Origin of the sequence: Ligilactobacillus murinus DSM 20452 = NBRC 14221 (assembly GCF_001591685.1) — a bacterium.
In the GTDB taxonomy this organism is placed as follows: Bacteria; Bacillota; Bacilli; order Lactobacillales; family Lactobacillaceae; genus Ligilactobacillus; species Ligilactobacillus murinus.
The window spans coordinates 36,287-59,663 of sequence record NZ_BCVJ01000004.1 but is presented as its reverse complement, the minus strand read 5'-3'; the positions used below and the strand labels follow the sequence as shown (position 1 = coordinate 59,663).

24 protein-coding genes are annotated in these 23,377 nt (G+C 40.1%); all 24 read left to right on the top strand.

What is annotated here, in order from left to right; all coding sequences use genetic code 11:
- Window position 1: 1 nt before the first annotated feature.
- The 24 genes from LMU01S_RS01865 (at window position 2) to pyrF (ending at window position 23,367) form a co-directional block, all read left to right on the top strand.
- On the top strand, window positions 2–277 hold the full coding sequence (locus LMU01S_RS01865) for a hypothetical protein (protein WP_056960481.1): 276 nt from the start codon (window positions 2–4) through the stop codon (window positions 275–277).
- A gap of 1,140 nt (window positions 278–1,417) precedes the next feature.
- Window positions 1,418–1,837, top strand: a complete 420-nt coding sequence (locus tag LMU01S_RS01860) for a hypothetical protein (RefSeq protein ID WP_056960483.1) — start codon at window positions 1,418–1,420, stop codon at window positions 1,835–1,837.
- Window positions 1,838–2,132: 295 nt separating this feature from the next.
- Window positions 2,133–2,483, top strand: a complete 351-nt coding sequence (locus tag LMU01S_RS01855) for a hypothetical protein (protein ID WP_056960485.1) — start codon at window positions 2,133–2,135, stop codon at window positions 2,481–2,483.
- Between the two features lie 16 nt (window positions 2,484–2,499).
- Complete coding sequence (locus LMU01S_RS01850) at window positions 2,500–2,910, top strand: hypothetical protein (protein ID WP_056960487.1); 411 nt, start codon at window positions 2,500–2,502, stop codon at window positions 2,908–2,910.
- A gap of 454 nt (window positions 2,911–3,364) precedes the next feature.
- Window positions 3,365–3,559, top strand: coding sequence for a hypothetical protein (locus LMU01S_RS01845; RefSeq protein ID WP_056960489.1), 195 nt, complete (start codon window positions 3,365–3,367; stop codon window positions 3,557–3,559).
- A 49-nt stretch (window positions 3,560–3,608) separates the two neighbouring features.
- The gene (locus LMU01S_RS01840) at window positions 3,609–4,451 is read left to right on the top strand and encodes an Rpn family recombination-promoting nuclease/putative transposase (RefSeq protein WP_056960491.1); all 843 of its coding nucleotides are present in this window, start codon (window positions 3,609–3,611) and stop codon (window positions 4,449–4,451) included.
- Window positions 4,452–4,754: 303 nt separating this feature from the next.
- On the top strand, window positions 4,755–5,021 hold the full coding sequence (locus tag LMU01S_RS01835; RefSeq protein ID WP_056960493.1) for a hypothetical protein: 267 nt from the start codon (window positions 4,755–4,757) through the stop codon (window positions 5,019–5,021).
- 333 nt (window positions 5,022–5,354) lie between these two features.
- Window positions 5,355–5,681: a hypothetical protein gene (locus tag LMU01S_RS01830; protein ID WP_056960495.1), complete on the top strand. Its 327-nt coding sequence runs from the start codon at window positions 5,355–5,357 to the stop codon at window positions 5,679–5,681.
- 76 nt (window positions 5,682–5,757) lie between these two features.
- Window positions 5,758–6,051 carry a DUF5592 family protein gene (locus LMU01S_RS01825; protein ID WP_056960497.1) on the top strand — a complete coding sequence of 98 codons (294 nt, stop codon included), beginning with the start codon at window positions 5,758–5,760 and terminating at the stop codon, window positions 6,049–6,051.
- A 12-nt stretch (window positions 6,052–6,063) separates the two neighbouring features.
- Window positions 6,064–6,690: a TraC-like domain-containing protein gene (locus LMU01S_RS01820; RefSeq protein ID WP_056960499.1), complete on the top strand. Its 627-nt coding sequence runs from the start codon at window positions 6,064–6,066 to the stop codon at window positions 6,688–6,690.
- A gap of 12 nt (window positions 6,691–6,702) precedes the next feature.
- Window positions 6,703–8,658, top strand: a complete 1,956-nt coding sequence (locus tag LMU01S_RS01815) for a putative type IV secretion/conjugal transfer ATPase (RefSeq protein WP_056960501.1) — start codon at window positions 6,703–6,705, stop codon at window positions 8,656–8,658.
- A 5-nt stretch (window positions 8,659–8,663) separates the two neighbouring features.
- On the top strand, window positions 8,664–8,885 hold the full coding sequence (locus LMU01S_RS01810) for a hypothetical protein (protein WP_056960503.1): 222 nt from the start codon (window positions 8,664–8,666) through the stop codon (window positions 8,883–8,885).
- A gap of 76 nt (window positions 8,886–8,961) precedes the next feature.
- Window positions 8,962–10,131, top strand: a complete 1,170-nt coding sequence (locus tag LMU01S_RS01805) for a phage tail tip lysozyme (protein WP_156470369.1) — start codon at window positions 8,962–8,964, stop codon at window positions 10,129–10,131.
- A 1-nt stretch (window position 10,132) separates the two neighbouring features.
- Window positions 10,133–10,699 carry a hypothetical protein gene (locus tag LMU01S_RS01800; RefSeq protein ID WP_056960506.1) on the top strand — a complete coding sequence of 189 codons (567 nt, stop codon included), beginning with the start codon at window positions 10,133–10,135 and terminating at the stop codon, window positions 10,697–10,699.
- Window positions 10,686–11,321, top strand: coding sequence for a hypothetical protein (locus tag LMU01S_RS01795; RefSeq protein WP_056960508.1), 636 nt, complete (start codon window positions 10,686–10,688; stop codon window positions 11,319–11,321). Before LMU01S_RS01800 ends, LMU01S_RS01795 begins: the two co-directional genes overlap by 14 nt.
- Window positions 11,322–11,332: 11 nt before the next feature.
- Window positions 11,333–12,721, top strand: a complete 1,389-nt coding sequence (locus LMU01S_RS01790; RefSeq protein ID WP_056960510.1) for an ISLre2 family transposase — start codon at window positions 11,333–11,335, stop codon at window positions 12,719–12,721.
- 455 nt (window positions 12,722–13,176) lie between these two features.
- A complete protein-coding gene (gene pyrR, locus LMU01S_RS01785; protein WP_004047733.1) occupies window positions 13,177–13,719 on the top strand; it encodes a bifunctional pyr operon transcriptional regulator/uracil phosphoribosyltransferase PyrR in 543 nt (180 codons plus the stop codon).
- A 138-nt stretch (window positions 13,720–13,857) separates the two neighbouring features.
- Window positions 13,858–15,138, top strand: coding sequence for a solute carrier family 23 protein (locus LMU01S_RS01780; RefSeq protein ID WP_056960513.1), 1,281 nt, complete (start codon window positions 13,858–13,860; stop codon window positions 15,136–15,138).
- Window positions 15,139–15,246: 108 nt separating this feature from the next.
- Complete coding sequence (locus tag LMU01S_RS01775) at window positions 15,247–16,179, top strand: aspartate carbamoyltransferase catalytic subunit (RefSeq protein WP_056960515.1); 933 nt, start codon at window positions 15,247–15,249, stop codon at window positions 16,177–16,179.
- Window positions 16,176–17,453: a dihydroorotase gene (gene pyrC / locus LMU01S_RS01770; RefSeq protein ID WP_056960516.1), complete on the top strand. Its 1,278-nt coding sequence runs from the start codon at window positions 16,176–16,178 to the stop codon at window positions 17,451–17,453. The genes LMU01S_RS01775 and pyrC overlap by 4 nt, the downstream gene beginning before the upstream one ends.
- A gap of 1 nt (window position 17,454) precedes the next feature.
- On the top strand, window positions 17,455–18,540 hold the full coding sequence (locus tag LMU01S_RS01765) for a carbamoyl phosphate synthase small subunit (RefSeq protein ID WP_056960518.1): 1,086 nt from the start codon (window positions 17,455–17,457) through the stop codon (window positions 18,538–18,540).
- The gene (carB, locus tag LMU01S_RS01760; protein ID WP_061773550.1) at window positions 18,533–21,709 is read left to right on the top strand and encodes a carbamoyl-phosphate synthase large subunit; all 3,177 of its coding nucleotides are present in this window, start codon (window positions 18,533–18,535) and stop codon (window positions 21,707–21,709) included. The genes LMU01S_RS01765 and carB overlap by 8 nt, the downstream gene beginning before the upstream one ends.
- 13 nt (window positions 21,710–21,722) lie before the next feature.
- Window positions 21,723–22,661, top strand: a complete 939-nt coding sequence (locus LMU01S_RS01755) for a dihydroorotate dehydrogenase (RefSeq protein WP_056960523.1) — start codon at window positions 21,723–21,725, stop codon at window positions 22,659–22,661.
- Complete coding sequence (gene pyrF, locus LMU01S_RS01750; RefSeq protein ID WP_056960525.1) at window positions 22,651–23,367, top strand: orotidine-5'-phosphate decarboxylase; 717 nt, start codon at window positions 22,651–22,653, stop codon at window positions 23,365–23,367. The genes LMU01S_RS01755 and pyrF overlap by 11 nt, the downstream gene beginning before the upstream one ends.
- Window positions 23,368–23,377 lie beyond the last annotated feature (10 nt).

Genomic DNA, 23,377 nt, shown 5'->3' with positions numbered 1-23,377 from the left:
GATGAAGGGCAAGAAAAGGCAGCTAAAGCAGATCAGTTTTAGATTGTACGATACGCCACGCGACCGCAGAATCAATGACTTTCTAGAGTCCCTGGGAGAAAATCAATCAGAGTATCTAAAGCGACTAGTCGAGCAACAAATAGGGGCAGTTCCATCTGAAAAAGTCCCCAAAGCTCTCTATGGAGAAATTGCAGAAAAACAGCCGGATAGCGACGAGAAGATAGACGAAAAGTCTCAAAAGCGGCTTTCAGCTGGATTCAAAGGGTTTAGAATGTAGAAGGAAGACAGTATATGATGAAAAAATTTCTTTCTGTGCGTATTGCCATTTTAACTCGGAACATGAGGTTACGAGCACTGTTTATTCATTTACAGCAAAAATTCATGGATAAACAACTAGAGAGACTTGTCAGGGCATCGGGAAAACTGGACCGACTTGTTGAAAAACACGGTCGCACGTTGAGATAATGTTAGTATAAATCTGATCATAAATTGAACAATTTCATGGCATAAATAAAAGACGAGGCTGTGACATAACTAAAAGATGACTTCAAATTCCGAATAAGGAGCTTGAAGTCATCTTTTATAGTTATAAAGTATCGGTTTCACGGCCTCCTTTTTTTGGTTGTAACATTACCATTTTTAGGGATAAATGACTTAATAATTTATCCCTAAAAATTGCAAAATATAGAAATGATATATATTAAAGGTATAAAAATTTGATAGGAGATGTACCATGAAAATAATCATAAAATATATAAAAGTTATGTGCCCTATTGTAATCAATTTAATAACAACGTATTTTACATACATTGGATTATTGACGATTTTAAGCTTACTATATAGCTCTAGGCAAGTTATAATCAATTTTGCCTTTTTTAAAAATAGTTTTTGGATATTTTTACCACTCTACACTATTGTTAGATTAATGCTTTACATCAATGATTATCAGGGGCATATTACAAATTATTTAATAATTCTGATCCGAAAGTTAAAAAGAGTGATATCAAGAAATAATTGATTAAAGCGTAGTAGTTAATAATCGACTTATTCTTCAATGTATTGATCCAAATTGAGATAATAGCTCGCAGTGACTCGCCAAAGTATAGCTGTGAGCTTTTTGGTGTATATTAGAATGATAGCATGTACATTTACCTTAAGCAAAAATTTAGGGTGAATATTATATTTTGCTGACTAAAATAGCGCTCCGCCACCAGCCACCGCGCAAAAAGTATGATAGACCTTCAGTCGTTAATACTTCCTTTCGCAAGGCATCAAGACGCCTTTTGAATATCATATCCATAAAATCTCTACAAGGCCGAGCATTACATGTGTTAGCAAGCTAACAGCCTTGTATCGATCTTATGGATATGAGCCTAAAGAAAATGTCACCAATCAATGACGGATGGAGGTAGATATGATGAGTAAAAGTGTAGACTATATCATAGCAAAATTGAATAGAGAAATCGTGACATTTTCCAGCTATGATTTTGTAACTAAAGAGATTGAGAGTAAAACTATGACGCTAGAAAAGCGGCTCAAGACTACGTGCGAGGAAAGTTTTTTAGTGTCTGGAGAGTGGTTGTTTGCTAATAAATCAGGCTTTGATGTTGATGATATTGAGATTGAAGCTGATGGAATCTATTGTGTGAGTACAGAGTGTGTCTATGACTTAGGTTCAGATTATGCAAGAGTGCGCCATTTATTGCTTGAAGACGGATATGTTTCGCAATTATCTAATACACAATTTTGTGAGGAGTGGGAAACAGATTATTGGGAAACGATAGCCGGGAGACATAGATTTACCAAATTTGATGAGGAATCATTTACTTTTAGTTAGATTAAAGACTTGAGTCAGGCTGTAGAGCTGCTCAAGTTTTTTATTTTTGCTTATAGGTTAGTTGCGCTCCGCCTCCGCCCACCGCGCTTAAAACGAGTATGGTACTCCAGTTGCTAAAGCTGCCTTCCGCAAAGCGTTAAAACGCTTTTTGGCACATTTCATAGTTGAAAGGCTCACACAAGTCCAAGCGCTTTGCGTGTTAGCTAACAGACTTGTGCGAGCCTTCCAACTATGAACTTGGAGAAAATGTGACGTGCATGACACGCAATAATACAAGGAAAGTTGGTAATTAACTATGGCTAGTGTAGAAGAAAAACGGGTACAAGCTGAAAAAATTTTAGAAAGTGTTCTAGGGTTCTCGGTAGATATTGGTATTGAAGTTGAAGTCTTACAATATTTTTTGAAGGCTAACCACCCTAATGTTGCTAAAGAATTGGAAGAACGTGGTGCATACGCATATTGTGCACTTCGCACAAAAGGATTGGTCAGTATTTTAGTTGTATTGGACGACACTGATAGGTATCAAGCAGATATAGAGTCTGCTCAAGAAGGCTATGTTTATGCGTACGTATACAATATAGCTAGACCCGAATACTCTGAATTTGGCACGATCAAGGTCGATAAAAAGCTTAACCGAATTGCATAGAAAGGACGTGTGAAAAATGAAGACATATTTTGATGAATTTACTAAGTTGTCGCTCAATAAAATGGCGCAAAAGATAACAGACATGACATACTGCTATCAAGAGACTCGAGTACCAACTAAACACTATAAAAAGCTGTTAGGAAAAAGTATGGAAGAAATGGTTGAAAGTAGTGTTGCTATCAATTTGATTGATACCTACGTTAAAACGTTGAAGACACTACATGATGAAAATCCCAAGTGGTTCATGCAAGCCCTGCTGTGCATAGACATGAAGATCACACCAGCCAATATCAAGGCTAATGAATACCAAGCCTTAGAATTGACACATGCTAAGTTCCTAGAAAACAAAGCCCAGCATATATCTAAAGAGTATTTGAAAATGTATGAAGACATCAGAGACAATGGTGCGACATACAGAGTTGAATGAAAACTTTGCCCTGCGCTTGCGGGGCATTTTTCTTGTTCGGAATTATCCAAAAACGAAAGTGGTAGCAAAATGGTAGCGAATTGGGAGCAATCTGCTACCACTAAGAGTAAAAAACGGTATTTGAGTGGAAAGTGGGAGCAATTTGCCCCCTTTTTGTTACCAAAATGCTCCCACTTTTTGCAAATTGCCAGGTATTTTTCAGTCAGGTGGTCAGTACTCATAAATCGTGGCGCTCCAGCCTCCGCCCACCGCGCCAAGTAAATAATTTTAGACTTCAGTCGTTAATGCTCCTTGCGCAAGGCGTCAGAACGCCTTTTGCACATATCATATACTCCAGAACTACGCAAACCCAAGCGCTACGCGTGCTAGCAAGCTAGCAGGCTTGCGTAGTCCTTACGTATATGAACTTGAAGGAAATGTGATCTATAATAACAAGGAAAGGGGCAGAGCTCTTATGAAGAAGTTCATAATCAATTATCATTTCAAAGATAGCGGACTAGGTGAGCTGACAGAGGAAAGGGAGTTCAATACATTTTTGGAGGCAATGGAATATATTGATGACCGCTATAAGATCTTTTATTCTTGTCATAGGGAATGTGAGTTTACTATGGTTGGAAAAGATTTTAGTATCGGGATCGTAGAAAATTAGCAGACTAAGAAAGTTATAATATTTATAGAATGGAAGGGGTATTGTATAATTGAATAGAGAGGAACTAGAAAAGAAGTGGGAAAAAGCTGGCTTCAAGGATAGTGTGATATTTGCGTGGGTAGTGTCCGAAAATAAGGACATCTGCCTTGAGATTTTACAGATTATCTTACCAGAGCTAAATATCACACGAATAGTTGAGATCCGAAGCGAAGATACCCGCAAAGACAGTCGTGTGCTACGAGGCGTACGCTTTGACGTTTATGTGGAAGACGATAAGGGACGCATGTATGATATCGAAATGCAGGTCAATAATAATCATGACCTAGGTAAAAGATTATCGTACTATCAAAGTAACCTAGTTCGTCAATCTTTAACAGAAGGACAATCTTTCTTGGAGAAAGTGGATACGTATGTTATCTTTATCTGCGACTATGATTTCGGTGGAAGTGGTTTACCACGTTATACCACCAGACTTATCTTAGATGAGAACGGAAAAACCATCGATACTGGGGAACACAATGTTATTTTAAATGCGAAGGCAAAAGATTTTGCAGGGGTGTCAGAGAAGCTAAAGGCTTTCTTGGAATATGTGAATAGCAGCTTAATTACTAGCGATCTGACCCAAAGAATTGAGACATCAGTTGAAAATTTGAAGAAGAGTGTAGAAAGGAAGGGAAGCTACATGACATACGAACAAGAAATGTTAACGCGTGAATATTATGCTAGAAAAGAAGGAAGAGAAGAAGGAAAGAAAGATCTGCTTGAAAAATCAATCAAAAAATTATCGAAGCAAGGACACGATAAAGCAAAGATCGTAGAAATGATTTCTAGTGTAAATGACGTTTCACAAGACGAAGTAAGTAAAGTATACGATGAAATCTTTGTAAAATAGAGTTATTGAGAGTTCAGGTTTGCCAAAAGGCAGACTTGAACTTTTTTATTTTTAGGTTACCTTACATGATCGTGGCGCTCCGCCTCCGCCCACCGCGCCAAGTAAATAGTTTGATAACTCCAGTCGTTGACACTCCTTCCGCAAGGCGCTAGGGCGCCTCTTGACACATATCATATACTCCAGCACTAAGCAAGCCCAAGCGCTACGCGTACTAGCAAGCTAGCAGACTTGCATAGTTCTGGAGTATATGAACTTATAGAAAATGTAACTTAATATCAAAGAGATTTTTAGGAGGAGAACATCATGCAAATGATTTATAACAATTTCTATGAATTCGCAGAGGAACATCCGGAGTTAGTAGCATTCTTCTTAGATAAAGAACGTGGTTTCTTGAGTTATTTCGAGGAAGGGGAGTTACCGAGTGATTGGACTAAACGGGGATTCTACTATTATGAGGATCGGCAAGAATATGTAGAATACCGTCAAAATGACTGCACCTGCATTGGTTGCTGGACATTTTTCGAGCTTGATCAATTCAACGGGGAAGTCATAGAAATTAGTAAATATTAGCAAAGCATAGTGGAACAAAAGCTAACTATCAATTGAAATAAATACAAAGAAATCTCGTAGGTCTGCACAACTACTACGAGTTTTTTTGTTGAGTGCAATAGATCTATGAATGGTGGCGCTCCGCCTCCGCCCACCGCGCCAGGGAATTGTATTTTCTATAACTTCAGTCGCCAATGCTCCTTGCGCAAGGCGTCAGAACGCCTTTTGCGTGCCATAGTTCAAAGCTCCATACAAGTCCAAGCGCTTTGCGTGTTCGCAAGCTCACAGACTGGTACGGAGCTTTGGACTATGGACTTTTAGAAAATGAAACTATCATACGAGGGAGATATGGTCATGGAATTGTTGAAAGATTTTTATACAGAAACAACTGAAGAATTAAGGAAGGCCAGTGCTATCGAAGTAATATTATGTTTGCCTGTGGTCAAGGCGGTCAAGATCGTTTATGACTTGGAGAAAAGTGAAAGAATAGATAAAAATAAGCGTTTTTCTCTTAGAGGTGCCAGGCTGAAATATCTAAATGAGATAGAAGAGTTTCCGAAATTTGAAGGCGATATCGATCACAAAGAATTTAGAGATTTCATTTTTGATGAATGCTTGTTTGAACGGCTATATAACATTGATCAAGATCTGTTAGAAAGTGTGATAACAAGTTTAGCTTGACTATCCTAAAAAATACGTATTGCCTAGAAAAAAGTATCCTAGGAAGCGTTAAAACAACTTCTTGGAGGTAATTTTTATGAATGGAAATTACGGTGTAACAAGAGATATTTACGCCAAAATGAAGGTTGCTGGCTTCGTTATGTGGAAGTTAGTGGCTGTAGCATTATCTTTAGTGATCGCATTTTTTACAATGAGTAAGATCTTTCCAAATGAGGGAATCTGGCGATATATGCAGCTTGTGTATGTGGGATTAACACCTACGTGGGTAGGCTATTTATTGATGCCAGCAGTGGCTGGAAAAACAACGTTAGGCTGTCTGTTTGTAGCGGTGTTAAGAAAGAAGCGGTTTTACCGTAGCTTTCAAAAGTAGGGGGGATCATAGATGCTTGATAAATTAAGCAATGTTAGCGCAGGTGTTTCTAATTGGTTTGGAGAGGTAAGGGATCGTTCTGATTTCATAGAGTGGCTGAAGATCGCTCCGTATAAAAAAATAATGGATAATCGTGGCCGGTATATCGAGTTAGCCAACGATCGCGGGTATCTGCAACTATTAGAAATACAAGGTAAAGATATTTTAAATCTTGGCCATGAAGAACAACAGATAACGTTGCTGAACTACCATAACTGGTTGATCCAATTTCAATATGATCTTGAGATCTACAGCACTAAGTTGCCAACTGATACTACTAGACAGGTAAGATACCTCACGTCCTGTTTGAACCGAACGAAAGCTAAGCTGAAAAAAACAAATAATCAGCGTGTCAGAGCACAATTACAAGATCAAAAACAGATCTTAGAACAAAACATCAAAACGGAACTCATGATCCAAAAACAGATCTATAACTCAGAATTTATCTTGTTTCTTTATGGACAAACTGTCAATGAATTAGGTGACCTGGTAGGTAAAGCTATGAGTTATGGTAATCAGGATTTTGTTCCTAAAGTGATCTCTAGGAGCAAAAAAGAGCAGATCTTAGAACAGATAAATAACATGAATGAAAAAATCTAGGAGGCAAGCACAATGGTAATGTTATCAAAAAAAGCAGTACGTAAATACACAAAGCAAGGATACGATCTAGACTTCCTGCAAAAGGTCCAACCTAAAGGAAATATCAACTTCAAGCCTGATCTATTTTACTATGGGGGCGATGGGTATTATACAGTTCTCCATGTAGTCAGCTTCCCGACAAAGGGATTACCTAATTTCTGGTTACGGGATCTGATGCAAGTGGAAGGGACACGTGCTTTCTTGTCAGTAGTCCCACTTGATAGTGAAGATTTGAAGAAACGGATCACAAAGGCGATCGAGGAAAAGAGTTCTCGAGTATCAGGGAAAAGAAAACAAATGGACAATCAACAAGAATTCGATGAGATCGCAGAACTCACTGAATTACATCGACAGATCCAACAGCTAAATATCTCAATGAAGGGGATATATGTTCGTTTGTTTGTGGTAGCTGATACTGAAGAAGAACTACAAAAGCGTGTAAAAGAGATCAAGGATAAAAGTTCAGCTTATAAAATGACTGTTCTAGCGGGAGAATTGGACTTTGAATACGAATCTCCTTTCGTGTTTCCGTCAGAGCAAAGATCGATGGAGAACCGACGTCGACCAACTGTTATTCGGACTTATGACCTAGCCGGGGGATACTTTTTTAATCATACAAAATTAGAGGACGAACATGGTACTTACTTTGGCTGGACTCCTACCAATGGTGCAGTCAATTTCAACTTTTTAGAACGTGACAATAAGAGGACCACTTCATTTATGTTGATCTCAGGATCGCCAAAACAGGGGCAAACAACGTTTGCCTTAAAGCTAAATGATGATTTGTACTCTAAGGGGAATTATATCCGAAACTTTGATGTCGATGGCATGTATCGAGAACAAACTAGACGTCAACATGGGCTTATCCTAGATCTGTCTGGTAGTCAAAACAGAATCAATCCGTTTCAGGTGTTTCCAACTGTAACCAGTGAGGACGGTAGCTCAGTAGATGAAGAACGGAGCTTTCAAGTACACATAGAAAAACTTAAAAATATTTTCAAACTAATGTCCAATGCGCTGACTGATGATGATCTGAGTTATTTGAATAAGGCATTGATAAACTTCTATATCGAAAAGGGGATCTGGTATCGAAATCCGCAGATCAACAAGTCGAAACTAAGAGCGACTAAGATCCGCCAAGAAGAATATCCGATCCTATCTGACTTCAACATTTATATTCAAAGTGAAAAGGTGCGCCTGGCCAATCAGAGAAACGCAGATCCAGTAACGCAGCTTGCGATAACGCGTATCGAGTCTGCGATCGATACGATGCAATCATCATATGCGGGGATCTTTGAGGGTGTGACACAATTTCAAAATATTTCGGCCGAAAAAGTAGTTACATTTGATTTTTCAGCCCTGACTGGTGAACCAGCCGTTTTGAATGCACAGATCTTTTCAGTGTTGACGCTATTGTCAGCTGATATCACGAACAATGGGAAACGTTGCCGGAAGTTCTTGAAAGATCATCAAGGGGAAGGATACAAAGAAACAGATCTTCCACACTATATCGTTAATATGTCCGCTGCACAGAGCATATTGAAGCCTGAGTATCGACGTTCTGTTGATCTATTAGCTAGTCTCATGGACGGAATGAGTAATTCTTTTGCGGGTATGATCCTAAATATTTCGAGTCTAGTAGGTATCGTGGGCGAGTCAACGAGCTTAGATAACCCTTATACGATCGCGATCCAACGTATTTTTGGATTGATGCAATACAGGGTGTTTGCACGAAGTGCTGAAGAAGATATTACACGTTTATCGCGCGCATTGGCTGGTCAGATGACTAAATCAGAACTATCGCTTTTAGGGAAAATGAATGTTGGCCAACTGTTTATGAACATTGCTGGGGTAGGGAATATCTTCTTTACACAACAATTGATAGGCGAAGAAGTCAGACGTTACGGTGCTAATTTTTCACAGAGGTAAGGAATATGAAGAAGCAAAAATTACATGAAAGAATGCAAAGTAAGTTTCATAATTTCAAGAATGAGCAAAAACAGAAGTATGATCTGTCGAAACGCTATTTTGCCTCAGATGAGGAAATGAATGAAGAAGAGTTTGCAGCAAAAGAAAAACTTTTCTTTTTAGACATGCTGAAATTAGTTGCATATTTGTCTATTTTTGTGGTCCTCTATTTCTTGTTTTTTAGGTAGGTGAAGATGCTTGAAGAAACTAAAATGGTGGATACTTGGCATTAGTACGGCGAGTATTTTATCACTATTAGTGGCCATGGGTGTCATATTCACTTTATTTAGTGGCAGCCTGAATGGCCATGATTGTGATAGTAGTGACAATCCTAGTATAGAAGTATCTTCACGCCCCTCAGGTAGTTATACTGATAAGAACAGCGAAGAATATAAGAACGCTAAGGCAATCTTTGAAACTTTGACAAAAGAAGTCGGTTTTTCAGGTGCCGGGGCTGCGGGTGCGATCGGAAATTCGATTGGTGAATCTGGGCTTAAGCTACACAATCCTAATACTGGTGGTGGCGTGAATGGATTATTTCAGTGGTCTGGTTGGGGAAATACCGTCAATGGTTCGCGTATTACCTCAGAAGGATCGATCAAAGCGGGGGACGTGTCGACTCTGACGCTAGAGAATGAACTTAAGTTAATGAAGTTTGAGTTGAACGGAGCTTACAAAAAGGTAAAAACATTGGTGGGAAAAGAAACTGATGTTAAGAAGGCTACGATGAATTGGTTTTTGTATTATGAGGGTATGCTCGGAAATGAAGATCAATATGGCAATCTCAGGGAAGGTGGAGCCGAATGGGCGTATCAAGAATTTGGTGGAGCCTCAATAAATGCTAATGATAGTGTTTTAGGTAACACGACAGAAGCTTCATCAGATGGACAGCGAGAAGGCAATGATTCAGATTATGCTGAATGTGGATCAGATGACGACTCAGTCGTATCTGGTGAATGGACCTGGCCGTTTGCGAGTGTCCCTAAGGAGGGACCTAAGCTTGTAGGTGAACAAAACTTTGGTAAGTCAGAGAGTAGAACAGGTGGATTCCATGATGGTGTGGATTTTGGTGACGCTCAATATAATGGTGACGTACGTGCGATCCATGGTGGGAAAATTGTTAAAATATTAAAGCCGGGTGATATGAACGTCAACTTCTTCCTTATCTGGGAAGTGACTGATGATGGCTATGGAATAGCTTATCAGGAATTCGCAAGCGATCTTAGTGATATCAGTGTACGAGAGGGCGATACGGTAAGTACCGGTGATAAAATAGGTGTCTCTAGAACAGGTGAAACTGGCATAAATGATACACACTTGCATTTAGGGATCACAAAAGAGAAAGACTTAGGAAAAGCATTGAGTAAATCATTCACGGATGATGGAACGTGGTTGAACCCATTGGAAACAATAAAGAAAGGAATAGGTGATTAGCTTGAGAAAAGTACCGATCTTATGGTGGATCATGATTGTAAGTTGTGTGATCACACTTGTATTGATACCTAGTAGAAAAGAATTAAACCAGACTAAAGATGAACTAGTAAACGCAAAAAATGAATTGAAGGCTAAACAAAAGGTAGCCGAGCAAAATTTTCCTGTAAGTAGTGATTTTGATCTGAAAAAGGCTGAAGAAGAAGCACAGAAACGATTAACAGAAGCTTTTAGTATCGTATACGGTGGTCTGCATTCTAAAGAAGACCTGGAGAAGAATAATAAAATGCTCCAAAATTATCTTGGAACAGATTTAGCTAAAGAGGCATTATTGGACAGTTATAACCAGGATCAATACTTTTTGGAGAGGAATATTCAAACACAGTTTGGGATCAAAAACGTTACTGATAAACATGACTGTGAGATCTTAGTTGTCGTTACTTATCAAATGAAAATTGATGGCAAGACATATGGCAAAGCATACACTTTGAATTACGATCTAGAAGACCAAAAGGTCTTATCATACAAATACGATAGTATGAGGGTGGTGAATACAGATGAAAACAAGTAAGAAAAATTTGATATTGGGAGCTGTAGTAGCAGTAAATGTCGTATTATCAGGTAGCTTTTATCTGATCCAGAAAAATATCGATCATGAAACGAGAGACTACCAAGTTAAAGTAATGGCCGTTGAAAAGAAGATAGATAAGCTGGCAGAGACTTCTAAAGGAGACCTTTTAGCAAAGGCAAAAAAAGGATCAAATACTGAGAAAGAAAATGCTGAACAGTATCAAAATGAAGCAATCGCAACAAGGTATACACAAGAACTCTTTGATGTTTTGATGACATTCAATAGTTCAGAAGAATATGCCGCAAGGGCTGAAAAGCTAAAGTATATGTTGAGTCCAGAAGTTCTAGAAGATAAACGCTTGTTTGGTTCTGATAAGGATAATACCGGCCAAGGTGCGATCGATGTTTTACAGTTAAGATCAAGATTCGAGTCGATCCAATCTTATTGTTTTTCAGAAGATGACAATCAAATCACAGTATTGTCTGAAGTAAGATTTTCAGCGTCAAAAGCTGATTATCAAGCAGGAAGAAATATCGTAGTTTATCTATCGAAATTTGACACTGCAAAAAAACAGTTTACAGAAGTAAATAAATTAGGTAAGTTAGACATAAAAGTAGACTGAAAGGAATTTAAATGGGGTATCTAAAAGATGAGATCTTAGAGAAAGTAGCAACAAGTGAAGATAATATCGTTTTTGAAGAAGCAGTCTATAACGTAGCGTCCCAAGCATTCTCAAAAGTGATGAGAGAAGTTTTTGAGGATTTGGATAAAAGACTTGTAGCAAAGATGCACGCCGATGGATATACCATGGAAAGAAAAGAACCACGACATATCCAGTTCTTGTTTGGGGACGTATATTTTGAACGGCGGCTTTGGAAAAAAAGCAAAAAGTATGTTTACCCATTAGATGAGCTAATGGGCTTTTTGCCGCGCCTTCGTTATAGTCCACTAGTGCAGGCAAAACTAAGTGAATTAGCAACGTCAAGCGAATTTCGCAAAGTATCTAAAGCAGTGAGCTGCCTGACACCACTACAGATATCGCCTAGTGGAGTTCATGGGATCGTACAACGCGTGTCTAAGAAAGTGGAAAATCATGAGAATAATACAAAAGAATTAGTGCACAAAGAAAAGAAGGTAGTTCCTGTACTTTACCTTGAAGGTGACGCCTTAGCCGTCAAATCTCAAGACCGGGGAATAATAAACATCAATCGTTTTCAGGTACACGAAGGTGTAGAAAAAAGCGGCAAGAGAGGATATTGTGTTAACTTGCATCAGTTTTCCGGTAGATCGCGTAAGAAAGCATTCAGCGACATGTTGGAGTATTTGAGAAAAAATTATGATCTCAGGAATACAATTATCTTGTCTAATAGTGACGGCGGTTCGGGTTACGAACCAGAAGTATTTTATGAACTAGCATTGGGCTGTAAGCAACATGAACACTTTTTAGATAGATACCACTTGAACAGAAAAATACGTGAGAGAATGTATTTTTGTCCGATAGAACTGGTAGATAAGATGGTGATGGCGGTCAAAAACTATTCAAAGAAAGACGTTGAACTTGTGTTAGATACGATGGAATCGATAGCAACAAATGAAAATGACAGCAAGAAGGCAAGAAAGTATACGAGTTTATTGCGTAAGTATTTAGAGAGAAATTGGAAGTATATAAGACCATTAAGATTACGTAATATACCAACGGTGATCGATCGCGGAGGACTTGGTGTATGTGAGAGTAGACATAGACCATTTTCATATCGAATGAAACGACAAGGCAGAAGTTGGAGAAGGCCCGGGGCTGAGAATATGGTCAGACTGATAACGTCGCTACAAAATAAAGAATATGATGAGGCAGTAAGATCAGACTGGAAGAAGACATTAAGAAAACTTGACGAAGTAGATGTCGATTTCAATAAGTTGTTGCGGACGGCACATGAACCACACGTTGGTGTAAAGACAGGACGAATATTAAATGAAGGTGGATCACGAACCTCGCAAGGAAAGATAAAAAGAACTTATGGCTAGAAGTGAAAAAAGCCTGGTGAAAGGAATTGGATAAAATGTAGAGTTATATATTCAAAAAAATGGATATAACAAGAAAAATAAAAAAGTACTTAAAAAGAATAATAAAAGATGGTAAAATACTAACTAGAAAATAGAGCGGAAAGCGCACCGTTACGGTAAAAATGCGCACATCTAAAGTAGATCTTATGTATAGATTAGTTATAACTGATTTTTAGATCGGCTTTTGAGAGAAAACCGAGGATTAGCGAACGCATACAAACAACTGGCATATCTTGACAAAACAAATAAAATCAAGTAGATTATAAATAAATAAGTGAGTCCTTTAAGAATAGTCCAGAGAGGCTAGCAAGGTACGGTTCGATATTCCCACACTATCAGTGGGTCTGTTTAGCGCTAGTCTTGAAGTGTATTCTTTGAGACTAGCGTTTTTTTAATATTCTAGGGAGGTTTTTACTTTGGCAAAAGAAGTGAGCGATGCAATTACGATGAAACGAGCATTAACACGGATGACTTATGAGATCATTGAAAAGAATAAAGGGGTAGACGGGATCGTTTTAGTCGGGATCAAGACCCGTGGTATTTATTTAGCTAAACGGATCGCAGCGCGCTTGCAACAACTAGAGGATGTAACGATCCCGGTAGGCGAATTAGATATTTCCTTATATCGTGATGATATTCATCATGATCCTAACGCCAAGCATGAACCGGTCGTAAAAGATAGTCAGATCGGATTTGATATCAATGATAAACATGTGATCTTAGTTGACGATGTGTTATTTACTGGACGAACGATCCGTGCGGCTTTAGATGCTTTGATGGATCAAGGCCGACCAAAGACGATCAACTTAGCGATCTTAGTCGATCGGGGACACCGTGAATTGCCGATCCGCGCAGATTTCGTTGGTAAAAATATCCCGACCGCATTAAATGAAGAAGTTTCTGTTTATGTCGAAGAGATCGATGGTAAAGACGGGATCGAATTAAAGACAATCAAATAAATTAACCATTTTAATTGACTCCAGAGAGGGCAAAAAAGGTTGATAGGCTTAAGACGTTATGGATTAAGTCTACCTTTTAGAGCCCGAAATGTAATATTTCGGGCTTTTTTCTTAGCAAAATAGAACGGAGATTATTTTATGTCAGAAAAAGAAGTTTTTAGAAATAAAGATGCACTATTAGATATCAACGATAAGCCAAGTTTTCCGCACTGGTTAGTCTTATCGATCCAGCATCTCTTTACGATGTTTGGAGCTACCGTGCTCGTCCCATTGTTGATCGGTTTGAATCCAAGTATCGCACTCTTTTGTTCCGGTGTCGGAACGATCGTATACTTGCTATGCACAAAAGCTAAGATCCCAGCTTATCTAGGTTCGAGTTTTGCTTTTATCATGACGATGCAAGTTTTGATGAAAAATTACGGCTATCCTGCTGTCGGTCAGGGGGCCATTGCAGCCGGCTTAGTTTATGTGATCGTTTCTTTGATCGTTGGCAAATTTGGCTCAAGTTGGGTCGATAAACTATTGCCTCCTGTTGTTGTAGGGCCGATCATCATTGTTATCGGGCTATCACTTGCCACGACGGCAGCTAATGATGCGATGTTGAACAATTCAAATTACGATCTGAAATTTTTCAGTGTTGCGATCTTTACTTTGCTGCTGACGATCGGCTTTAACATCTTCTTGCGCGGTTTTCCAAGTATGATCCCCGTTTTGCTTGGGATCATCGGTGGGTATATCTTTGCTGTTATGATGGGGATCGTGGATTTTACAGCCGTCGCTAAAGCTAAATGGTTCACGCTACCAGCGTTTGATGTAATGTTTATCAATTATGATTTTAAATGGTACCCGGCAGCGATCTTAGGGATGGCACCGATCGCTTTTGTGACGATGACTGAGCATATGGGACATATCATGGTCTTGAATAAACTAACTAAGCGCAATTTCTTTAAAGATCCAGGTTTGAATAAAACTTTACTTGGTGATGGTTTTTCAAGCATTATCGCTGGTTTTGCTGGTGGTCCCCCGACTACTTCTTACGGTGAAAATATTGGTGTTTTAGCCATGTCAAAGGTCCACTCGGTTTGGGTGATCGGTGGCGCAGCCTTTTTTGCGATCGTCTTTAGTTTTTGTGGTAAGATCTCAGCCTTGATCCAATCGATCCCAAGTCCAGTTATCGGGGGGATCTCATTTCTACTCTTTGGGATGATCGCATCCAATGGTTTACAGATCTTAGTTGATAACAAAGTAAATTATGCGTTGAAGCGCAATTTAGTGATCACCTCGGTCATCTTGGTCGTAGGTGTCGGCGGAACATATCTTCAATTAGGGAATTTCCAATTGACAAGTATTGCTTTAGCAACGATCTTTGGGATCGGTTTGAACTTGATCTTACCAAAATACGCTTTTAGTGAACGATAAAAAATAATCAGTGGAAAGTAAAATGTGGAACTGATATTTGCCAGCAATCTAAGAAAGGAAAACTATAGCACTTTCTAATAACCACATGATCTATAGCCAAAAAGAGCCATGCAACATTTTGTAACAGTCGATAATTTAGATGAAAAACAAGTTTTAGCGTTGATCAAACGCGCTCAGTATTTCAAACAAGGGGGACGTCCAACTTGTGATCTAAGCGAGGTTTATTGTGTCAATATGTTCTTTGAAGATTCAACTCGGACGCATACGAGCTTTGAAATGGCTGAACGTAAATTAGGTTTGAATGTTTTGCAATTCGATCCTAAGCAAAGCTCGGTCAATAAGGGCGAGACTTTATATGATACATTGTTGACGATGGATGCTTTAGGTGTGAAACTAGCTGTGATCAGACATTCTCAAAATGAATATTATGCACCATTGATAGAACTAGGTGCTGAACAAACGCTAGATATCGGGATCATCAATGGCGGGGATGGAAGTGGTCAGCATCCTTCGCAATGTCTGCTAGATATGTTGACGATCTATGAGCAATTTGGAAAATTTGCGGGCTTAAAGGTCGCGCTTGTTGGTGATCTGACCAACTCGCGGGTCGCCAAAAGTAATATGGAGTTATTGCATAAACTGGGGGCGACGGTATATTTCTCGGGACCAAGTTATTGGTATGATGAAGCCTTTGAAGAATACGGTACTTATCGCCCATTAGATGAATTAGTCGCAAAAGTCGATGTCTTGATGCTCTTAAGAGTTCAACATGAACGCCATGGTGCTACTGAGGAGCAAACCTTTTCAAAAGAGAGTTATCATCAAAAATACGGTTTAACGACGAAACGCTATGCTAAATTAAAAGATGATGCGATCGTCATGCATCCCGGACCGATCAATCGGGATGTTGAGTTTGCCAGTAGCTTAGTTGAGGCAAAAAAATCTAGGTTTAAGGCACAGATGCAAAATGGTGTGTTTATGCGGATGGCAATGCTGGAAAAAGTGATCGAAGGCCGTGAGCTAGGAGGAAAAACAAAATGAAGTTATTGCTTAAAAATGGGACAGTTTATCAAGCTGGTAAATTATTAAAAAATGATCTGTTGGTCGAAAACGGCGTGATCACAGCCTTAGGCACGGAGCTAAAAGCAGATAGCGCTCAAGTGATCGATGTGACTGATAAATTAGTTGCTCCTGGTTTAGTTGATGTTCATGTACACTATCGCGAACCCGGTTTTACACATAAGGAAACGATCAAAACTGGGAGTTTAGCTGCAGCTCATGGAGGGTATACCACTGTTTGTGCGATGCCAAACTTAGATCCTGTCCCTGATACGCCAGCTAAAGTTACCGCTCAAGTGGCATTGAATGCGGCTGATGGAGTCGTTAAGATCAAACAATATGGTGCGATCACAGCAGGTTTGAAAAGTGATGAGCTACTTGATTATGCAGGAATGAAGGCAGCTGGTGCCTTTGCTTTTAGTAATGATGGTTGTGGAGTTCAAACAGCTGGCACGATGTATCAAGCTATGTTAGCAGCGAAAAAACTAGATGTAGCTTTGGTAGCCCACGTCGAAGATAATTCACTGTTGTTTGGCGGTGTGATGAATGCGGGAAAGAAGGCTAAAGAATTAGGTCTACCAGGTATATTGGGGATCAGTGAATCTTCTCAGATCGCACGCGATCTACTATTAGCCAAAGAAACTGGCGTCCATTATCATGTCTGCCATGTTTCGACTAAAGAAAGTGTTGAATTGATCCGCATTGCTAAAAAGCATGGGATCAATGTGACCTGTGAGGTCTCACCACATCATCTATTATTGAGTGAAGACGATATCGTAAAAAATGATGGCTTTTATAAAATGAACCCACCGTTACGAACTAATGAAGATCAACAAGCTTTGCTCACGGGGATCTTAGATGGCACGATCGATATGATCGCGACTGATCACGCTCCGCATAGTATTGACGAAAAAACTGGTGATATGCGCACAGCTGCTTTTGGGATCACAGGTAGTGAGACGGCTTTTGCCTTACTGTATACTCAACTGGTAAAACAACAGCAAGTTTTGACTTTGGAGCAACTATTAGAGCTCATGTCTAAAAATCCAGCTGAAGCCTTCAAATTTGAAGCGGGAAGTATTTTTGCAGGAGCTAAAGCGGACCTAGCCGTTTTTGACCTGAAACATGAAACTACGATCACTGAAGCCGATTATTTTTCGATGGGTAAAAATACTCCATTTACTGGCGAAAGAGTTTTTGGGCAAACTTACTTGACTATGGTCGATGGTAATGTAGTTTATCAAAAGGAGGATTAGCATGGAGCGTTATTTAGTTTTAGAAGATGGTACAGTATTTTCGGGGGAAGCTTTTGGTTTTGAAGGGCAAACGACCGGAGAAGTGGTTTTTACGACGGGGATGACAGGTTATCAAGAAGCTGTAACAGATCAATCATTTGCTAATCAGATCTTAGTTTTCACCAATCCGTTGATCGGAAATTACGGAGTCAATCTGGATGATTACGAGTCGCTCATGCCAAATTGTTGTGGGGTCATTTGTCGTGAGGTGGCACGTGTTTCTGACAGTTGGCGCAAGCAAGGGACTTTTGATGATTTCCTAAAACAAATGCAGATCCCAGGTCTTTGTCATATCGATACTCGGGCATTGACTAAGAAATTGCGTGAACATGGAACGATGAAGGGATGTTTGGTCGATTCAGTCCATGACATGACCCACACCCTTGATCAGTTACGTGCAACTGTGCTAAATGATCGTGTAGTAGAACAAGTTTCAACGACTAAACCTTATCCAAATCCAGGTGAAAAGCGCAATGTCGTTTTAGTTGATTATGGGCTAAAGCACAGTATTTTACGCGAACTTTCTAAACGTGATTGCAATACGATCGTGCTACCCTCAAGTGCAACAGCCCAAGATATCTTGAATCTAAAACCCGATGGCGTCATGTTATCTAACGGACCTGGGGATCCTAAAGATGTTTTACATGCTGTCGAAATGGTCAAAGAAGTCCAAAAACATCTTCCGCTCTTTGGGATCTGTCTAGGACACCAGATTTTTGCTTTAGCTAATGGAGCTGATACGTATAAGATGAAATTTGGACACCGAGGCTTCAACCATCCGGTTCGTGAGATCGCAACGGGAAGGATCAATTTTACTTCACAAAATCATGGTTATGCAGTCGATCCAGCCACTGTCGATAAAGCTGAATTGATCATTACTCACCGTGAGATAAATGATGGTACAGTCGAAGGACTACGGCATAAGCGCTATAAAGCTTTTAGCGTGCAATTCCATCCCGATGCTGCACCAGGACCACACGATGCAGTCGATCTTTTTGATGACTTTATGCATATGATCGATCAACGAAAGGAAGAAGAAAATGCCTAAACGAACAGATATTAAAAAAATCATGGTTCTGGGATCAGGACCGATCATCATCGGACAAGCCGCTGAATTTGACTATTCTGGGACACAAGCTTGTATGGCGTTACGTGAAGAAGGTTATGAAGTAGTTTTAGTCAATTCCAATCCTGCAACTATCATGACAGATACTGACATTGCTGATCGGGTCTATTTAGAGCCATTGACGGTCGAATCAGTTTCACGTATCATGCGTCAAGAATATCCCGATGCTTTATTGCCAACATTAGGTGGGCAGATCGGGTTGAACTTAGCGATCGCATTGCATAAAAGTGGGATCTTAGATGAGCTTGGGATCGAACTTTTAGGTACAAAATTATCTGCGATCGATCAAGCTGAAGACCGCGAGAAATTCAAAGAGTTGATGTTACAGTTAAACGAGCCGATCCCAGCTTCAAAGACGGTCAATACAGTAGCAGAAGCCTTGGAATTCGCTGAAACGATCGGCTATCCTGTGATCGTACGGCCTGCCTTTACGATGGGCGGGACCGGTGGTGGCTTGTGTGATACCCCGGCTGAATTAGAAGAGATCGCAGCTAATGGTCTGGATCTTTCGCCTGCGACCCAGTGTTTGATCGAAAAATCGATCATGGGGCATAAAGAGATCGAATTTGAAGTGATGCGCGATTCTGCCAACAATGCAATGGTAGTTTGTTCGATGGAAAACTTTGATCCAGTTGGGATCCACACTGGTGATTCGATCGTGGTCGCACCAACACAAACATTGACTGATCGAGAGTACCAAATGTTACGGGACTGTTCTTTAAAATTGATCCGCGCCCTCAAGATCGAAGGTGGCTGTAATGTTCAGTTAGCCCTTGACCCTAACAGTTTCAATTATAACGTGATCGAAGTCAATCCCCGGGTATCACGTTCTTCGGCCTTGGCTTCTAAAGCAACGGGGTATCCGATCGCTAAAATGGCAGCTAAGATCGCAGTTGGATTGACACTAGATGAGATCAAAAATCCTGTTACCCAAACGACGTATGCTGAATTTGAACCGGCTTTAGACTATGTAGTTGCTAAGATCCCACGCTGGCCATTTGATAAATTCGCCCAGGCAGATCGGACTTTAGGGACCCAAATGAAAGCAACTGGGGAAGTTATGGCGATCGGCCGTAATTTAGAAGAAGCGTTGCAAAAAGCAGTCCGCTCACTTGAGATCGATGAAAAAGATCTTTTATCACCACGAGTAGCTAAAGCTTCGGATGAAGAGCTAGAGAAAAAATTAGTTCACGCTCAAGATGACCGTCTCTTTTATTTGGCTGAAGCCTTTCGGCGCGGTTATACATTACGAGAGGTCCATGAATTTACTAAGATCAATCTCTATTATTTAGATATTGTAAAACATATCATCGAACTTGAAGCTAAATTAAAAGCACATCCTAATAAGCTAGCTTGCTTAAAAGAGGCTAAGTATTATGGCTTTAGTGACCACACGATCGCTAAATTGTGGGATACGACTGCTGAAAAGATCCGTGCTTTACGGAAAGAAAATCAGATCCTTCCTGTCTATAAGATGGTCGATACTTGTGCAGCTGAATTTGAATCACATACACCATACTTTTACAGTTCATACGACCTTGAAAATGAAAGTCACCCGTCAACTAAAGAATCGATCCTAGTTATCGGTTCTGGCCCGATCCGGATCGGACAAGGGGTCGAATTTGATTACGCTACAGTTCACAGCGTTAAAGCGATCCAAAAACTAGGCTATGAAGCGATCGTGATGAATTCTAATCCTGAAACGGTCTCTACCGATTTTTCAGTTTCCGATAAATTATATTTTGAACCGCTTGATCTAGAGGATGTCTTGAACGTGATCGAGCTTGAACAGCCTAAAGGTGTGATCGTGCAATTTGGGGGGCAAACAGCGATCAATCTAGCAGCTGGTTTAGAAGCAAATGGCGTCAATGTTTTAGGGACTGCAGTTGCTGATCTTGACCGTGCTGAAGATCGTGAGTTATTTGACCAAGTTATCAAACAACTTGGTCTAAAACAACCTGTGGGCAAGACTGCGATGTCAAAAGAAGAAGTTCTGGCATGCGCTCATGAGATCGGATATCCAGTTTTAGTTCGTCCAAGTTATGTACTTGGCGGACGGGCAATGGAGATCGTTAATAACGATGAAGAATTGACCCAATATTTAGCTGAAAATGCGCACTTAGCCAAAGAACATCCGATCTTGGTCGATGCTTACCTTGAAGGATATGAATGTGAAGTTGACGCTATCTGTGATGGTAAGGATGTTTTACTTCCAGGTATCATGGAGCATATCGAACAAGCAGGGGTCCACTCAGGCGATTCGATGGCAGTATATCCACCGCAAAACTTTGATCAAAGTGTCAAAGATCAAATTGAAGATGCAACTAAGAAATTAGCCGTTGCTTTGAAGTGTATCGGGATCATGAATATTCAATTTATCGTGCATAAAGGTGAAGTTTATGTTCTTGAAGTAAATCCACGTGCTAGTCGGACAGTCCCATTTTTGAGTAAGATCACTGATATCAAGATGACTCAAGTTGCTACTCAGGTCATCTTAGGCAAGACTTTAAAAGAGCTTGGCTATGAGTCGGGGATCTATCCTGAATCTGAAATGATCCATGTCAAAGCTCCAGTCTTCTCCTTTAATAAACTAGCTGATGTCGACAGCTTATTAGGACCAGAAATGAAATCAACTGGTGAGGTCATGGGTAGTGACCATAGCTTTGAAAAAGCACTTTACAAAGCTTTTGTAGGAGCTAATATGAAATTACCGGCTAACGGGAGCGTCTTATTTACGGTCAAAGATAAAGATAAACAGCAAGCCCTAACTTTAGCAAAACGTTTTGCAAAGATCGGCTATCGGATCTTTGCGACTGCTGGAACAGCCGAATTTTTAAATGAAAACGGGTTGCATACCATGACCGTTGCCAAAATCGGACAGGCTAAACCAGGGATCTTAGATGTTTTACAAAATAATGAAGTTGATATTGTGATCAACACGATGGATCATGACCAAGAAAAAGTATCTGACGGCTTTGTGATCAGACAAACTGCGATCGAGCACAATATTGCTTTGTTGACATCATTTGATACCGTGGATGCTTTACTGAAAGCTTTAGAAAATCGTTCATTTTCGACGACAGCATTATAAAGGGAGGCTAATTATGTCAAGGTTATCAGTCAAATTACCAGGTTTAGAGCTAAAAAATCCTATCATGCCAGCAAGTGGAACTTTTGGCTTTGGAGATGTTGGCGCAGCTCAAAAATTTAATTTGAATACTTTAGGGGCGTTAGTTATCAAGACGACGACACCTGAAGCGCGTGAGGGCAATCCCAATCCTAAGATCGCCGTATTGGACAATGGAGTCATCAATGCGGTCGGATTACAAAATCCGGGGATCGCAGCCGTTATTAGTGAAAAATTACCAGCATTAAAAAAAGATTATCCCGACTTGCCAGTGTTAGGTAGTGTGGGGGGATCGACGGTTGCTGATTATGTGGAAGTTGCTAAAAAACTCTCCGATTCTAATTTAGTGACCGCTTTAGAATTGAACATCTCTTGTCCTAACGTGCATGAAGGTGGGATGGCATTTGGGACTGATCCACAGACTGCAGCTGAATTGACCAAACAAGTCAAAGCTGTCTCTAAGGTGCCAGTCTATGTTAAACTTTCTCCTAATGTGACCGATGTAGTAGCGATCGCTAAAGCAGTTGAAGCTGCTGGTGCTGATGGCTTGACAATGATCAATACCTTGATGGGGATGAGTTTGAATTTAAAAACGCGTAAATCGGTCTTGGGTAATTTGACTGGTGGCTTTTCGGGACATTCGATCAAACCGATCGCGATCAGAATGATCTATCAAGTTTCCCATGCAGTAGATATCCCGATCATTGGGGTCGGAGGGATCAAGAGTGCTAAAGATATCATTGAGATGTATTTAGCTGGAGCTTCAGCCGTCCAAGTCGGAACGGCGCATTTCTACGATCCTTTGATCTGCCCACATTTAGTTGCAGAATTACCAAAAGTAATGGATGAATTGGGGATCGAAAGTATTGAAAAGTTGATCCAAGAAGTACGGGAGGCTAGAGATAATGAAGCTTAAACGTCCGATCATTGCTCTTGATTTCAATGATGCTCAGCGAACGCTTGATTTTTTACAAAATTTTCCGCAAACGGAGAAACTTTTTGTAAAGATCGGAATGGAATTATATTACAGTGCAGGTCAAGATCTAGTTAAAGCGATCTTAGAGCAAGGACACGATGTCTTTTTAGATCTAAAATGTCATGATATCCCGCATACAGTCGAACGGGCAATGTATGTTTTAGGTCAATTAGGGGTCAGTCTCACCACAACGCATGCTAATGGAGGGCATGAGATGCTCAAGGCAGCTAAATATGGCCTAGTTGAAGGTGCACTAAAAGCTGGTAAAAAAGAACCCAAATTATTAGCGATCACGCAATTGACCTCAACTGATGAGCGCATGGTCAAAGAAGAACAATTGATCACGGTCGGACTTGATAAAAGCGTGGAAAATTATGCTAAATTAGCGCAAAATGCTGGCTTAGATGGGGTCGTTTGTTCGGGCTGGGAAGCTAATAAGTTAAGAGAAGTTACGGGACCGGAATTCTTACGGGTCACGCCTGGGATCCGGTTAAAAACCGACAGTTTAGGTGATCAAAAACGGGTCATGACCCCAGATATGGCGGCGCAAAATGGTTCAAGTGCGATCGTTGTTGGGCGTCCGATCACGCAAGCAAAAGACCCTGTGATGGCTTATCAAGCAATTTTTGAGCTCTGGAATCAGTAAGAAAGGATAA